The sequence below is a fragment of the Halopseudomonas sp. genome (genome assembly GCF_036961105.1).
Taxonomy (GTDB): domain Bacteria; phylum Pseudomonadota; class Gammaproteobacteria; order Pseudomonadales; family Pseudomonadaceae; genus Halopseudomonas.
The window spans coordinates 154,879-168,352 of the sequence record NZ_JBALWW010000003.1 but is presented as its reverse complement, the minus strand read 5'-3'; the positions used below and the strand labels follow the sequence as shown (position 1 = coordinate 168,352).

Sequence of the window (13,474 nt, the reverse complement as noted above, 5' to 3'; positions counted from 1 at the left end):
CCGCCTCGGCCTCTTTTTTTGCCCAGCTTGAGACCACGCCATGAGCAGCCAGACGCCGTCCAAACCTTCTATCAGCTACAAAGATGCCGGCGTGGATATCGCCGCTGGCAACGCGCTGGTTGACCGCATCAAGCACGTCGCCAAACGCACTTCAAGGCCGGAAGTCATGGGTGGCCTAGGCGGCTTTGGCGCGCTTTGCGAGATCCCCGAGGGCTACCGCCAGCCGGTGCTGGTATCCGGCACCGATGGCGTGGGTACCAAACTGCGCGTAGCGATGGATTTGGGCGTCCACGACAGCATCGGTATCGACCTGGTGGCCATGTGCGTCAACGATCTGATCGTCTGCGGCGCCGAGCCGCTGTTCTTCCTTGACTACTATGCCACCGGCAAACTCAACATCGATATCGCGGCCCAGGTAGTCACCGGCATCGGTGCCGGCTGCGAGCTGGCTGGTTGCGCGCTGGTCGGCGGTGAAACCGCCGAGATGCCCGGTATGTATGAAGGTGAAGACTACGATCTGGCCGGTTTCTGCGTCGGCGTGGTGGAAAAGGCCGAGATCATCGACGGCAGCAAGGTTGCCGCCGGCGATACTCTTATTGCGCTGCCCTCTTCCGGCCCGCACTCGAACGGTTACTCGCTGATTCGCAAGATCATCGAAGTGGCGGGCGTCGACATCAACAGCACCAGCCTCGACGGCAAGCCGCTGAGCGAGCTGCTGATGGCCCCTACGCGCATCTACGTCAAAGCATTGTTGCAGCTGATCAAGCAAACCGGCAGCGTCAAGGCCATGGCGCACATCACCGGCGGCGGGCTGTTGGAAAACATCCCTCGCGTGCTGCCTGCCGACAGCCAGGCCTGTATCGATCTGGATAGCTGGCAGCGCCCTGCCGTGTTCAACTGGCTGCAGGAACAGGGCAACGTGGATGAAACCGAGATGCACCGCGTGCTCAATTGTGGTGTGGGCATGGTCATCTGTGTAGCCGCCGACGCCGCGGACGAGGCCCTCAAGGTACTGCGTGATGCCGGCGAGCAGCCGTGGGTCATTGGCCGTATCGAAGCCGGCAAAGAGGGCGGCGAAGCCGTCGTACTGCAGCGCGGTAACTGAACCGGTGAGCTGCCGTATCGTGGTACTGATCTCCGGATCGGGCACCAACCTGCAAGCCTTGATCGACAATCTGGCCGTCCCCGACTCGCCCGCGCGCATCGTCGGGGTGATATCCAACAAGGCTGATGCCTACGGCCTGCAGCGCGCCGGCGCAGCAGGCATCCCCTTCGACACCTTGAATCACCGCGATTTCATCGATCGCGAGAGCTTCGACCGCGCCCTGCAGCAGCAGATTGATGCCTTCCAGCCGGACCTGGTACTGCTGGCCGGCTTCATGCGCATTCTCACGCCCGGTTTTGTCACACATTATCGTGGCCGGCTGTTGAACATTCATCCTTCTCTGTTGCCCAAGCACAAAGGTTTGCAGACTCACCAGCGCGCGTTAGACGCTGGCGATGCCGAGCATGGTGCTACAGTGCATTTCGTTACCGAAGAACTGGACGGCGGCCCCTTGATCCTGCAAGGCCGCGTGCAGATCACGCCCGGCCAGGAGGCAGCCAGCCTCGCAGCCGAGGTTCAGCAACTGGAATATCGCCTGTATCCGCTGGCCGCTCGCTGGTTCGCCGCGGGCCGTTTGCAACTGAATGACGACCGGGCGTGCTTCGACGGCAACCCGATACCACCCAGTGGACTAAGACTGGAAGACCTTGAATCCGGCATATGAGACGACACTGATGCATCAAACTCCCGCTTTTTCTCGCCGCCTCTCCCGCTCGCTGCTGGGGCTGGCTCTGGCTCTGAGCGCCGGCTTCGCCAGCGCTGCACAACTGGTCCCCTTCAGCGCCAGTTATGCTGCCGACATGAAACGCATCCCAGTCAACGGTGAAGCCGTGCACAGCCTGGAAGCCAATCCCGATGGCACCTGGCACCTGTCTTTCACTGCCAGCATGTTTGTCGCCAAGCTGGTTGAGCAAAGCACCCTGCGCCAGCGCGATGAGATGATTCAGCCTCTTAGCTACCACTATGAGCGAAAGGGCCTGGGCAGCGGCAAAGAAATCCGCCAACGCTTTGACTGGGAACAGGGCCTGGTCAGCGGTACCTACAAGAAAGAAGCCTTTGAGCTACCCACCGAACCCAACCTGCTCGACAAAACCACCTATCAGCTCGCGCTGCAACAGGACCTGATCGCCGGCAAGCAGGACATGCACTACCGCGTGGTGGATGGCGATGAGGTAGAGGATTATCATTTTCGCGTGGTGGGCGACGACCGGGTGACCACCCGTGTCGGTCAGTTCGACGCAGTTGAGGTGGAGCGTGTGCGCGAAGCCGATGCCAAGCGCGAGACCACACTCTGGTTTGCCAAGGACTGGAATTACCTGCTGGTGCGCCTGAGCCAGATCGAAACCGATGGGCAGCAGTATCAGATCATGTTGAAAGAAGCCACGGTCGACGGCCAGAACGTAGTGGGCACGCCGGTCAAGGCTGACTGAGCAAACCGCATTCAATGCCGCCCGGGCAAACACCCGGCATGAAAAAACCGCATCAAGCCTCAGGCCTGATGCGGTTTTTTTTTGCCCAGGGATCAGGCTTTGGTAAAGCGTCCGCCGGACTCGGCCAGCTTGACCAGACCGGCCGCCGGCTTCCAGAACTCGCCGCGCTCGGCTTCCAGCGTACGAATCTCGGCCAGCACCTTGTCCAGGCCCAGGCTGTCAGCGTAAGCCATCGGACCACCGCGCTCGGCCGGGAAGCCGTAGCCGAAGCGGTAAACGCGGTCGATATCTTCAGCAGACTCGGCGTAGCCTTCATCCAGAATGCGCGCGCCTTCGTTGACCAACGCCAGAATGCAGCGGGTGACGATCTCGTCGGCGGACACGTCGCGCGCGGTGTAACCGGCTTCTTCGGCAACTTCGCGGGCCATCATGTCGGTTTCCGGATCGTGGATCGCCTGACGGCTGCCGGCTTCGTACTTGTAGAAGCCATGGCCGCTCTTCTGACCGAAGCGCTCCATTTCACACAGCTTGTTGTCCAGCCAGACAATCGGCTCGCCGCGACCGATACCGGCCAACTGACGTGAACGCCAGCCCAGATCCACACCCACTACGTCGTACATGCGGTACGGGCCCATGGCCATGCCAAAACCCTGGAGCGCCTGATCCACTTCCCATGGCGTGGAACCTTCCAGCACGACTTCACGCGATTGGCGCGAGTATTTTTCCAGCATGCGGTTGCCGATGAAGCCATGGCAGTTGCCGGCCAGTACGGCCTCCTTGCCGATCTTCTTGCCGACCGCCAGACAAGCGTCCATGACGTCCTGGGCAGTGGCTTTACCACGGACTACTTCCAGCAGCTTCATGATGTGCGCAGGGCTGAAGAAGTGCAGGCCCAGGACCTGAGTCGGGCGCTGAGTCGCCGAGGCAATCTCGTCGATATCCAGGTAAGAAGTATTGGTCGCCAGAATGGCTGAAGCCTGCACTGCCTGATCCAGCTCGGCGAAAATCTTCTTCTTCAGGTCCATATTTTCGTAGACCGCTTCTACCACCAGATCCATCTCGGCCAGATCGGCATAATTCTGGGTAGTGCTGATGCGACCGATGCGTGCCTGTGCTTCGGCATCATCAAAACGCTCTTGAGCCACCGAGCGCTTGTAGACGCTGGCGATGTCGGTCAGGCCTTTTTCCAGCATCTCGGCGTTGACGTCGAGCCAGGTAACGGGATAACCCGCATTGACGAAGTTCATCACGATACCGCGGCCCATGGTGCCCGCCCCGATAACGCCAACCCGCTTGATACCCTCAAAAGAAGCCATCGCAGCTACCTCCAAAATGAAATGAATGACCGCCTGGCGGTCCGAATGTGCGACCCGTGGGTCTGTTTTCCGAGGAGCGATACATTACGCAAAATATCGCCCGATTAAAAACCCTATACGCTGATGTGCACCATTCACAGAATGAATCGAGGCGACTCCTACCGGAGGTCGCCTCAAAGTGCCGGCAGCGGCGTGTTCAACTGCCACTGCGCCGCCGCACGCTGCGCTTCAGCCAATTCTTTCTGGCTCAGGCGCTTGCTCATCAAATCCCGCGCTTCACGGGCGTCCGGTAGCCCCTGCGCGGCACACAGCGAAAATAGCAGATAGGCCATCCGCGGATTCTTGCCGACGCCCTCACCGTTCATGTACATGATGCCCAGATTGAACATGGCGCTGGGCTCCCCCTGCTGGGCGGCTGCGCTGTACCACCTGATCGCGCTCTGGTTGTCTTCGCGCGTACCTTCGCCCTCGTCAAACATGATCGCCAGGTTGTACTGGGCGTCCTTGTGGCCTTGCTCGGCGGCCGCGACATACCATTTTATCGCGCTCTGGTTGTCTTCCTCGGTGCCCTCGCCCTCGTCGTACATCAGCGCCAGATTGTATTGCGCGGCCGCATGCCCCTGCTCTGCTGCAAAGGCGTACCAGTTGAGCGCCTCGGCGTCGTCTCGGGCTACGCCTTCGCCTTCGTCGTACATCAAGGCCAGATTGTATTGAGCATCCTTGTCGCCCTGCTCGGCAGAGCGGCGATACCACTGCGCGGCGAGCTGGTCATTCACCGGCACGCCTTCGCCCTCGTCGTACATCAGGGCCAGGTTGTACTGCGCTGTCGCATCGCCCTGTTCGGCAGCGGCGGTATACCAGCGCACCGCTTCAAGGTCATCTACCGGCGTGCCCTCACCCATGTCGTACATCAGCGCCAGATTGAACTGCGCATCGGCGTGACCCTGCTCAGCCGCGCGGTGATACCACTGCAGCGCCTTCTCGTCGTTGACTGGCACACCCTCACCCTCGTCGTACATCAGGGCCAGGTTGAACTGGGCATCGGCGTGCCCCTGTTCGGCGGCACGCCAATACCAGTCGATCGCCTTCAGGTCATCTACCGCCACACCCTCGCCGACGTCATACATCAGGGCAAGGTTGTATTGAGCGCCCGCGTGGTTCTGCTCGGCGGCCTGGGTATAGAGCGCTATCGCTCGAGTGTCGTCCAGTTCAACACCTTCGCCTTCGTCGAACATATAGCCCAGCGCAAACTGGGCCACGGCGTCGCCCTGCTCCGCCGCCCTGGCGTACCATTTGGCCGCTTCGGTGAAGGATTTTTCGACGCCCTCACCATCGTAATAGCGGTCTGCCAGTTCACGTTGTGCCCCCGCGTTCCCGGCCTCGGCTTTGGGCAGCAGCTGGGCGGCAGTGGCGCCGCTGGTAGGGTTCTTGGCATGTTCGGCTGCATGCACCGCCGTCAAGCTCAGGGCACTACTGAGCAGAGCGGCGACAAACAGTGAGGTTATCTTCATAAAGGCAAATCCCTGTGACATGTTCAGTAAGCGCCCGGCGAACCACGCCGGGCGCCTGCGGATAATAACGCAGCAAGTCGCAGAATGAAGCCTGCGCGCCGCACGCGCTCAAGCAAACCGCAACTGGCGCACCTTGCACCCGGCAACAGGCAGCGGCGCTTGCGCCACCGCCTCACGCCACTCACCGCCCTTTGGCGCGGTCGTTGCCCATGCCAGCGCAAGGCAGTGATCATCCAACAGGGGGGGGTGCGCGAACTGCCAGCAGCGGCTGTCGGAGTACGGGCTGGCGCGCAGGGCGATGCCGTTGGCTTGCAGACCAAACGAGAGCGCCGGCAGGTCCGCCGCGATACCGCGCCCCAATGCTTTGAGATACGCTTCCTTGAGGGTCCAGTGGCGAAGGAAGGCCTGCTCTGGCGAAGCCTGCCCGAGGCACCAGTCGGCGTCATCCTTGCTCATGCAGCCAGCGAGCAATTGCTGCAGCCGCAAGGGTCGCGACCAGGCTTCGACATCTACGCCTATGGCCTGTCCGGCGGGCGCCAGCGCAACTGCGACCAGTCCTGCGGTGTGGCTAATGCTGAGATTGATCTGCTCTGCGTTGCTGCGCAGCAACGGCTGACCGCCCCGCTGAACTACCAGTGCCCAGTCTGACGCGCCTGTAAGCAGTTGCTGTGCGGCGCGCTCCAGCAACAGGCGACTGAGCGCAAACTGGGTGCGCACTGCGGGTCTGGCGAGCTGTTGCAAGCGCTGCTGCGCCTGCGCGTCAGACAGTTGCCAGCCACCACAAGGCTCAAGCTCGTGCGCCGTGGGGTATTCGCACAACAACACAACCGGAGCTGCCAGCATTTCAGCCGATCAGCTCATAAACGTGCTCATCCGCGCCAGGCCCGGCCACCGGCTGCACGTCCCAGGCCTTCAGCGGGCGGCCATCACCTGAGAGCACCTCGGCGCCATGAATGGGTTGGCCGGTGGTTTTTTCCAACAGCAGCATCCGCTGGCCACGATCGTTCGGACGCCACTTTTCACCCCACTGCATCAGGCCAATCAGCACCGGATAAAGATCCATTCCAGCCGGTGTCAGGCGATACTCAAAGGAGCGCTTGTCTTGACTGCAGGGAACTTTTTTCATCACTCCGGCCTCGGTCAGTTTTTTCAGCCGGGCACTGAGAACGCTGCTGGAAATCTCCAGCTGCTTTTGAAAGGCATCAAAGGTGCGCATGCCGTGAAACGCATTGCGCAGAATCAACAACGACCACCACTCGCCAACGATATCCAGCGTCTGAGCGACGCTGCAGTCCATATGATTAAGCGGTGTTCGGGACATGTGTTTCTCCAGCAGAGCCTGTGGTGAGCAACCAGCCCACCACAGGTCGGTTTAGCCGGGCGGTTGTTACAGCATGCCAGCCAGGCGCGCGCGAATAATGTCTTCCGCCTGGCTCATGATGTTGTCAATGAGTTGCTGACAGGTCGGCACGTCATGAATCAGGCCGGCAACCATACCGCAGGACCACGCGCCCAGCTCCATGTCACCATCCTTCATGATCTTGGGGTAGACCCCGGCCACTTCATCAATGATGTCGGTGAACTTCAGATCCTTGCCCAGGCGCGCTTCCTTCTCGAGGATGCGTTCGACTGCAGCGTTGTTCAGCACGCGCTCGGTGTTGCGCAGCGGGCGCATGACCAGGCGGGTATCCAGCTCGGAGGCAGCAACAATCGCCTGCTTGACGTTCTCGTGCACCGGCGCTTCCTGAGTGGCGATAAAGCGCGTACCCATGTTCATGCCTTCCGCGCCGAGCGCCAGGGCTGCAACCAGTGAGCGACCGTCGGCCATGCCGCCGGAGGCCACGAAGGGGATTTCCAGCTCTTCAGCTGCGCGCGGCAGCAGAATCATGTTGGGGATGTCATCTTCGCCCGGATGACCGCCGCACTCGAAACCGTCGACCGAGACCGCGTCGCAGCCGATGGACTGGGCCTTGAGCGCGTGGCGTACCGAGGTGCACTTGTGAATCACCTTGATCCCGGCATCCTTGAGTGCAGGCATGTACTCCTGCGGACTGCGCCCAGCGGTTTCCACGATCTTCACGCCGCCCTTGATGATGGCGTCGATATAACCGGGATAGTCAGGCGAGTTGACCGTGGGCAGGAAGGTCAGATTGACCGCAAAGGGCTTGTCGGTCATCTCACGGCACTTGGCGATTTCATTGGCCAGGTCCGCTGCGGTGCGCTGGGTCAGCCCGGTAATGGTGCCCAGACCACCGGCATTGGACACGGCCGCAGCCAGCTCGGCAAAGCCGACAAAGTGCATGCCGCCCTGGATGATCGGGTGCTGAATGCCGAAAAGTTCTGTTATGCGGTTTTTCACTGTGGTCCTGCCTCTATTAATGGAAAAAGCATGGCAACTGCCCTGCAGAAATAGCTTCGGATAAAGAAGCTAATTTCTAACAAGGTTAATTGCAAGTCTGGTAACAATTTATGTCGCAGCTTCACCTAGTACCGCATCGGCCGTCGTCCCCGACCCAGCCGGCTCAAATACCTGCGCCAGAGCCGTAGGACCCTATATCGCGGCAATCTGCCGCGACGTACCGAAGGCCCCCGCCCGCGTGCCGCCGGTAGCGCATGGCCTGGGTCATCCGAATAAAAGGTGAACTCTGCGGCATCAACATGCCTCTACAGAAGTGCACCCTCATAAAGGAGAAGTTGCAAATGAATATGCATTTGAAATTGTTGAGCACTGCCCTTTTTTCCGTTGCGCTGCTGGGCGCCCTGCCCGCCTCTGCCGGTGACCATGGCGATGAGCACAAAAAGGGATATGAGAACGGCGTCAACACCGGACAGCAGGGTGAAGACAAAACTCACGAGCGCCTGCCAACCCAACGTGACGGCGGCGATGAAGTCGAAGCTGGCACTGTAGGCAGCGACAAGGAAACCAGCCCCAATAAGCGCCCGGATGCAACCGTTGACGGCCCCGACGGCCCGACCGGCGGCGGCGCTACCGCGCAATAAGTGCTTCCGTAACTCCATGCCCGCCTGTGCAAGCAGGCGGGCATAGTGTTTTAGCCAATCCTAGTGTTTTAGCCAAACATCTTGTTTTCGAATGAACCAGCACGGAATTTGTCCGCAAGGAGAACACCATGGCCTCATCCCATCTTCTTAATCCACTGCGAGTACCCGCTACGGCCCTATTGCTCAGCATCGCAGTAAGCACGGCGCATGCCGCCGAAAGCGCTGAAACGGAACGCATGGTGGGTGGCGATGACCGTGTCGAGCAGAGTGGTCCAACCGGTTTGCCGGGTACTACGGGTAGTGGTGGCAGCGCCGACACCAAGGGCACATTCAGCGACTCTGGTGCCGAAATGGGAGTGGGCGTAGAGACTTTCTTCAGCCAAGCCAGCGCGCAGAATCTGGCAGAAATCGAAGCCGCCGAACTGGCTCTTGAAAAAGGCTCGCCGACCGTGCAGAGCTATGCTCGCATGATGCTGGACGAGCACACCGCCAGCAATCGCAAACTGACCGAACTCGCCGCTGGCATGCAGGTGAAAACAGAAGAAGATCCAGAACTCAGCGCTCAAGCCAAACAATGGATTCTTGAGCTGCGCGATGGCGAGGATTTTGATGAGGCCTATCTGAATAATCAGATAGTGGCGCATCAGCAAGCCATCGAACTTTACACTCGTGCAGCGCAAATAAAAGAAGACAGGATTGTCAGCTTCGCCGAAAAGACCCTTCCCAAGCTGCAAGAGCATCTCGCTCAGGCGCAAAAGCTCGCTGGGCGCACCCCTGAACAGCCCAAATAACTTGTTTTCTTCAGCATGGCCGTTAACTGCCTGACCGCTCGTTTCGGCTGCAGGGCGTCTTACCCCGGCGCCCTACGCAATACACTCGGCGCGACAGCGCGTGTTCCTTTCAGCGCTGCATCTCCACCCGTTACGCCATTGTGTAACCCTTCTGCCCAACAAATCCCTGGATCCGCGCCCAGGTCTGTACCGCCACATCATCTTTGGCGCTGCGCTGCCACCAGCAGGCAGCAGACCTCCGGCCATTTCAATCAGGTGTGCAACGCCGCAGCCAGGCAGCCAGGGAGAGCAGGCAAGCGCTCAGGGCCCGGGCAATGCACGGCCTCAAGGGGCTGGATGGATACCCCATCCGGGTCGGCTGATTGCCTACGTGCCGTTTGGTATCGGCGCGCTGTAACGCTCTCATCAAACGTTCATCTATATTTTTTTTGACCCCTTACCCGTCGCTCCACGGCATGCGAACATGCCTCGCTCGACTCCCCATCGTACCACCTTACGAGATCACCGCATCATGGAATGGCTCTCAAGCCCGGATATCTGGGTAGCTTTTCTTACGCTAACGGCCCTGGAAATCGTCCTGGGCATCGACAACATCATTTTTATCTCGATTCTGGTCAGCCGCCTGCCCCAGGAGCAACAGCCACGGGCCCGCTTCATTGGCCTCGCTCTGGCCATGGGCACCCGTATTCTGTTGCTGCTGAGCATCGCCTGGGTCATGCGCCTGACCGCCGACCTGTTCGAGGTGATGGACGAAGGTGTCTCCGGCCGCGACCTGATACTTTTCTTTGGCGGCCTGTTCCTGTTGTTCAAGAGCACCACGGAAATCTGGCACAGCATGGAAGGACCGGACAACGAGGGCCCCGCTGCCAATCCCAAAGCTGCCGGTTTTCTCAGCATAGTGCTGCAGATTGCGGTCATCGATATCGTCTTTTCGCTCGACTCGGTGATTACCGCAGTAGGCCTGGTGGATGAAGTGTCCGTGATGGTCGCTGCCATCGTGATCGCCGTCGGCGTGATGATGCTGGCGGCTGGCACCATAAGTCGCTTCATCGACAAGCATCCCTCACTCAAGGTGTTGGCGCTGTCGTTCCTGATGGTAGTGGGCACGCTGCTGATCGCCGAAGCCTTTGATGTGCATGTACCCAAAGGGTATGTTTACTTTGCCATGGCATTCTCGCTTGCCGTCGAGGCGATCAACATTCGCGTGCGCACTGCAGCGCGGCGCAACAGTGACGCCCCGGCTGATCAAACACATAACTAAGGAGCCGGACCACTGTCATCGCCAGACCAAGTGCACCCGTTTCTCCAGCACAGCCGCCTACCAATTCGGGACGGCGATTGATGTCCGCGCTGGTGAGGTTTGGCTGGCGCCTGCTGGCGCTCCTGTTTGTCGCTCTCGGGATCATTGGCGCTGTGCTACCTGCGATCCCCACCACCGTTTTCATGCTGCTGGCGGTGTGGGCCGGTGGCAAAGGTTGGCCACCACTGGCGGCCTGGTTACTGAATCACCCCCGCTTCGGTCCGCCGATTCAGCAATGGCAGCAGCACCGCGCCATTTCCAGGCGGGCCAAATATCTCGCTGTGGTGGGCATGCTCTTCAGCATGCTGATCATCTGTGTGACAGCTCCGAGCCCTTGGATACAGTGGTTGGTGCCCGGCGCCATGACGCTGGTATTGCTATGGTTATGTACTCGGCCAGAGCCCCCTCGCCCAGGCATTTGAAACACCAGAGCGCTGCGTAGGCAAGCACCTCAGGGCAGTACATCTGATAGCTGATCGCGGCATCAAATGGCTCTATCTCGGGCGTTATGTCACGATCTGGCGCGCTTAAGAAAAACCCTCACCGCAACAGGAACGTCACACCCCGGCACTATCCTCACTCGCTCCGGGCGGGCTGATTAAGGCTTTCGCCGCAGAGTTTCGCCCGGCACTCACCCTTCTAACGTTCCTGGATGAAGCGAGACTAGCATGCATTCTTATCAACAAGCGGCCGCGCTGCCGATGCGCCTGGCGCTGGCTGCAGCCATTGCTCTGGCCCTGGCTGGCTGCAACGACAGCAGCTCCGATAAAGACGACTCTGCTGGCAACCCCGTTATCGAAAAACCGGCAAAACCGGCTGGCCTTGGCAGCGAACAGACCGTAGCGGTGCCTGAAGCAGCCTACCCTGCGCCGGTCATTGTCAATGCAGAGAACAACGCCGACGGCACTCTGCGCTGGGTACTGGATGACAACCCCGTCGCCTATCTGCTGCGCGACATCAATCAGATCTGGAAAGGCACGGCAGACAGCTATCAGCAAGGCGCCTCCGGTGACGGCCCAGCTGACTATCTGGATGATCCCATCGTGGATGCCGCAGCCTGGAAATCCAACATCGGCTATGTGATTGACGTAACCAAAGAGCGTACCGATGATAAGGCCATCCTCGCCTTTCTCGATGATGTACGTTCCAAGAATTACAGTGTGATCGACGGTTATGGCCCACTGTCCGAAGCCTATGTCGCCAGCTCGGGCGCTTACGTGGATGTACCTGTCCCAACGGTCAATCAGGTACTGCAGGACGTCAACTTCAAAGCCGGCAACAACGACGGCATCGCCTGGGCCGGCAGCAAGACATCCGAACTGGGCGCTGTGGTTACCCTGGTCGATGCCTTTCGCCAGCGTGCTCCAGCCTCGACCAACGCCGCCAAGTACATATTCTCCACCCCGCGCCCCTGGCGCATGGATGACAACGGCGCCATCGATTTTCTCGGCACCGCCAATCACAACTGTTACGACGTTAACGGTAACCTGACGGTGCAACTGACCGATCAGTACACCACCAGTGTCAGCCTGGTACCGGGTCTGACCTGCGCGCAGCGCCCGCATAGTAACGGCGATCACGACAAGGGCCTGTACACCGAGAACGGCGAGAACCGTCGCAAGGACGGCGGCTATCCCAGTGGCCACACCAACGCCGGTTACCTTGCCGCAATGGCCTACGCCTATGCCCTGCCCCAGCGCTACGCGGAAATGCTCACCCGCGGTTCGCAGCTTGGCGAAAACCGCATCGTTGCCGGCATGCATTCGCCAGTGGACGTGATCGGCGGACGCATCCATTCAATGATGGTCGCCAGTGCAGCCTTGGCCCGTCCGGAGATCCTGGATGAAGCTACCGCCGCCTATAACCAGGCGCAGGATTTCTTTGGTCGCCTGGCCGAACAGCAAGGTACTGACCTGTACAGCTTCGCCCATGAGCCTGTGGCGAGCGAGAAGGGCTTGATCGATGGCAGCATGATCAACACCCAGGTCTACAACACCAGCCAGTACGATGATCATGCGCTGAACAAGGAACAATTCGCTTCCGCATGACTTACGGCCTGCCGCAGGACGAGTCCAAGGCGGGTCAGGACCCAATCGTCCCGGAGGGCGCCGAAGCCCTGCTCGCCAGCCGCCAGCCCTACCTGAGTGCCGAGCAGCGCCGCGCTGTGCTCTACACCACCTCGATCGATTCTGGCTACCCGTTGCTGGATGGAACCAACGGCTGGGGCCGGCTGGACCTCGTCACCGCAGCTGATGGCTACGGCGCCTTCCTCGGCGATGTCGCCGTCGAGATGGATGCCAGCCAAGGCGGCTTCAACGTACAAGACTGGTGGAGAAACGACATCAGCGGTGAGGGTATGCTGACCAAGACCGGCAGCGGCCACCTGAGCCTGACCGGTGAAAACACCTACACCGGCGGCACTCTGGTGCAGCAAGGTGTACTTGAAGCCAGGTCTGCGGCTGCTTTCGGTGAAGGCGACCTGTATGTCGAGGGCGGTGGCGTGTTGGTTGACGTCGAGGGCGCATTGCAGTTGCAGGGCAACCTGACCATTGAAGGCGGTACCCTGGACCTGCAGGTCGAAGAACAGGCAGCGCAAGTGACCATCGCCGATACGCTGTATATCGACGGCGGCGAGTTGAAGCTGGGCTTCTCCGACTTCACGCCGGCAAGCGGCAGCACGCTAACGCTGCTCACCGCCAGCAACCTGAGCGGCACCTTCGACAGTGTCGACTCTGAAGTAGCGGTAGAGCTGGTCTACAACAACAACAGCATCAGCGCGGTCGTTCAGTAAGCAGGCAGTTTATCGATAACAGAGCCCAGTGCTCTGTTATCGATCCCAGCAAGCAACGCCCGCAGCACGCTTACCTCGCCCTTGAAAAAAGCTGCACAAGTAGCCATTCCTCCGCTGCGCCTACGTATATAACACGAGCTCAACTTACACTCTTGGCCCAGCCGGCTATTGGGAGCGCTCATGGCGTTGCCGGCGGCGAGCATCCATCAAATGCCACAGCCCCGCCGCAG

14 protein-coding genes are annotated in these 13,474 nt (G+C 60.0%); 9 read left to right on the top strand and 5 right to left on the bottom strand.

Features of this window, described 5'->3' with window-relative positions; translation table 11 throughout:
* Positions 1–40 precede the first annotated feature (40 nt).
* The 3 genes from purM to V7756_RS05425 are packed head-to-tail and all read left to right on the top strand — an operon-like array spanning position 41 to position 2,535.
* On the top strand, positions 41–1,105 hold the full coding sequence (purM, locus tag V7756_RS05435; RefSeq protein ID WP_335609141.1) for a phosphoribosylformylglycinamidine cyclo-ligase: 1,065 nt from the start codon (positions 41–43) through the stop codon (positions 1,103–1,105).
* Positions 1,106–1,109: 4 nt separating this feature from the next.
* The gene (gene purN / locus V7756_RS05430) at positions 1,110–1,769 is read left to right on the top strand and encodes a phosphoribosylglycinamide formyltransferase (RefSeq protein WP_335609140.1); all 660 of its coding nucleotides are present in this window, start codon (positions 1,110–1,112) and stop codon (positions 1,767–1,769) included.
* A 10-nt stretch (positions 1,770–1,779) separates the two neighbouring features.
* A complete protein-coding gene (locus tag V7756_RS05425; protein WP_335609139.1) occupies positions 1,780–2,535 on the top strand; it encodes a DUF3108 domain-containing protein in 756 nt (251 codons plus the stop codon).
* Between the two features lie 92 nt (positions 2,536–2,627).
* Here the strand turns inward: V7756_RS05425 and V7756_RS05420 are convergent, their stop codons facing one another.
* The 5 genes from V7756_RS05420 to V7756_RS05400 all read right to left on the bottom strand — a co-directional run bounded on the left by V7756_RS05420 (position 2,628) and on the right by V7756_RS05400 (position 7,721).
* On the bottom strand, positions 2,628–3,851 hold the full coding sequence (locus V7756_RS05420; protein ID WP_335609138.1) for a 3-hydroxyacyl-CoA dehydrogenase: 1,224 nt from the start codon (positions 3,849–3,851) through the stop codon (positions 2,628–2,630).
* Positions 3,852–4,024: 173 nt separating this feature from the next.
* Entirely contained in the window at positions 4,025–5,362 is a 1,338-nt protein-coding gene (locus V7756_RS05415; RefSeq protein WP_335609137.1) for a tetratricopeptide repeat protein, read from the bottom strand.
* Positions 5,363–5,470: 108 nt separating this feature from the next.
* Positions 5,471–6,205: a 4'-phosphopantetheinyl transferase family protein gene (locus V7756_RS05410; protein ID WP_335609136.1), complete on the bottom strand. Its 735-nt coding sequence runs from the start codon at positions 6,203–6,205 to the stop codon at positions 5,471–5,473.
* Between the two features lies 1 nt (position 6,206).
* Positions 6,207–6,683, bottom strand: a complete 477-nt coding sequence (locus tag V7756_RS05405) for a winged helix-turn-helix transcriptional regulator (RefSeq protein WP_335609135.1) — start codon at positions 6,681–6,683, stop codon at positions 6,207–6,209.
* 66 nt (positions 6,684–6,749) lie between these two features.
* Positions 6,750–7,721 (bottom strand): NAD(P)H-dependent flavin oxidoreductase, encoded by a 972-nt coding sequence (locus V7756_RS05400; RefSeq protein WP_335609134.1) that lies wholly within the window; start codon positions 7,719–7,721, stop codon positions 6,750–6,752.
* 341 nt (positions 7,722–8,062) lie between these two features.
* Between V7756_RS05400 and V7756_RS05395 the strand changes: the two genes are divergently transcribed.
* From V7756_RS05395 to V7756_RS05370, 6 genes are all read left to right on the top strand, one after another.
* Positions 8,063–8,362, top strand: a complete 300-nt coding sequence (locus tag V7756_RS05395) for a hypothetical protein (protein ID WP_335609133.1) — start codon at positions 8,063–8,065, stop codon at positions 8,360–8,362.
* A gap of 128 nt (positions 8,363–8,490) precedes the next feature.
* Entirely contained in the window at positions 8,491–9,153 is a 663-nt protein-coding gene (locus V7756_RS05390; protein WP_335609132.1) for a DUF4142 domain-containing protein, read from the top strand.
* Positions 9,154–9,664: 511 nt separating this feature from the next.
* Complete coding sequence (locus V7756_RS05385; protein WP_335609131.1) at positions 9,665–10,414, top strand: TerC family protein; 750 nt, start codon at positions 9,665–9,667, stop codon at positions 10,412–10,414.
* 80 nt (positions 10,415–10,494) lie between these two features.
* Positions 10,495–10,875, top strand: a complete 381-nt coding sequence (locus V7756_RS05380) for a YbaN family protein (protein ID WP_335609130.1) — start codon at positions 10,495–10,497, stop codon at positions 10,873–10,875.
* A 246-nt stretch (positions 10,876–11,121) separates the two neighbouring features.
* Positions 11,122–12,501, top strand: a complete 1,380-nt coding sequence (locus V7756_RS05375; RefSeq protein ID WP_335609129.1) for a phosphatase PAP2 family protein — start codon at positions 11,122–11,124, stop codon at positions 12,499–12,501.
* Positions 12,498–13,244, top strand: a complete 747-nt coding sequence (locus V7756_RS05370) for an autotransporter-associated beta strand repeat-containing protein (protein ID WP_335609128.1) — start codon at positions 12,498–12,500, stop codon at positions 13,242–13,244. Before V7756_RS05375 ends, V7756_RS05370 begins: the two co-directional genes overlap by 4 nt.
* Positions 13,245–13,474: the final 230 nt, after the last annotated feature.

Excerpts from the sequence above, each read along its gene's own strand:
- V7756_RS05375 (WP_335609129.1), top strand. The coding sequence starts at position 11,122 with ATGCATTCTTATCAACAAGCGGCCGCGCTGCCGATGCGCCTGGCGCTG.
- V7756_RS05410 (WP_335609136.1), bottom strand. The coding sequence starts at position 6,205 with ATGCTGGCAGCTCCGGTTGTGTTGTTGTGCGAATACCCCACGGCGCAC.
- V7756_RS05420 (WP_335609138.1), bottom strand. The coding sequence starts at position 3,851 with ATGGCTTCTTTTGAGGGTATCAAGCGGGTTGGCGTTATCGGGGCGGGC.
- V7756_RS05385 (WP_335609131.1), top strand. The coding sequence starts at position 9,665 with ATGGAATGGCTCTCAAGCCCGGATATCTGGGTAGCTTTTCTTACGCTA.
- V7756_RS05425 (WP_335609139.1), top strand. The coding sequence starts at position 1,780 with ATGCATCAAACTCCCGCTTTTTCTCGCCGCCTCTCCCGCTCGCTGCTG.
- V7756_RS05415 (WP_335609137.1), bottom strand. The coding sequence starts at position 5,362 with ATGAAGATAACCTCACTGTTTGTCGCCGCTCTGCTCAGTAGTGCCCTG.
- V7756_RS05405 (WP_335609135.1), bottom strand. The coding sequence starts at position 6,683 with ATGTCCCGAACACCGCTTAATCATATGGACTGCAGCGTCGCTCAGACG.
- V7756_RS05390 (WP_335609132.1), top strand. The coding sequence starts at position 8,491 with ATGGCCTCATCCCATCTTCTTAATCCACTGCGAGTACCCGCTACGGCC.
- V7756_RS05395 (WP_335609133.1), top strand. The coding sequence starts at position 8,063 with ATGAATATGCATTTGAAATTGTTGAGCACTGCCCTTTTTTCCGTTGCG.
- V7756_RS05370 (WP_335609128.1), top strand. The coding sequence starts at position 12,498 with ATGACTTACGGCCTGCCGCAGGACGAGTCCAAGGCGGGTCAGGACCCA.
- V7756_RS05380 (WP_335609130.1), top strand. The coding sequence starts at position 10,495 with ATGTCCGCGCTGGTGAGGTTTGGCTGGCGCCTGCTGGCGCTCCTGTTT.
- purM (WP_335609141.1), top strand. The coding sequence starts at position 41 with ATGAGCAGCCAGACGCCGTCCAAACCTTCTATCAGCTACAAAGATGCC.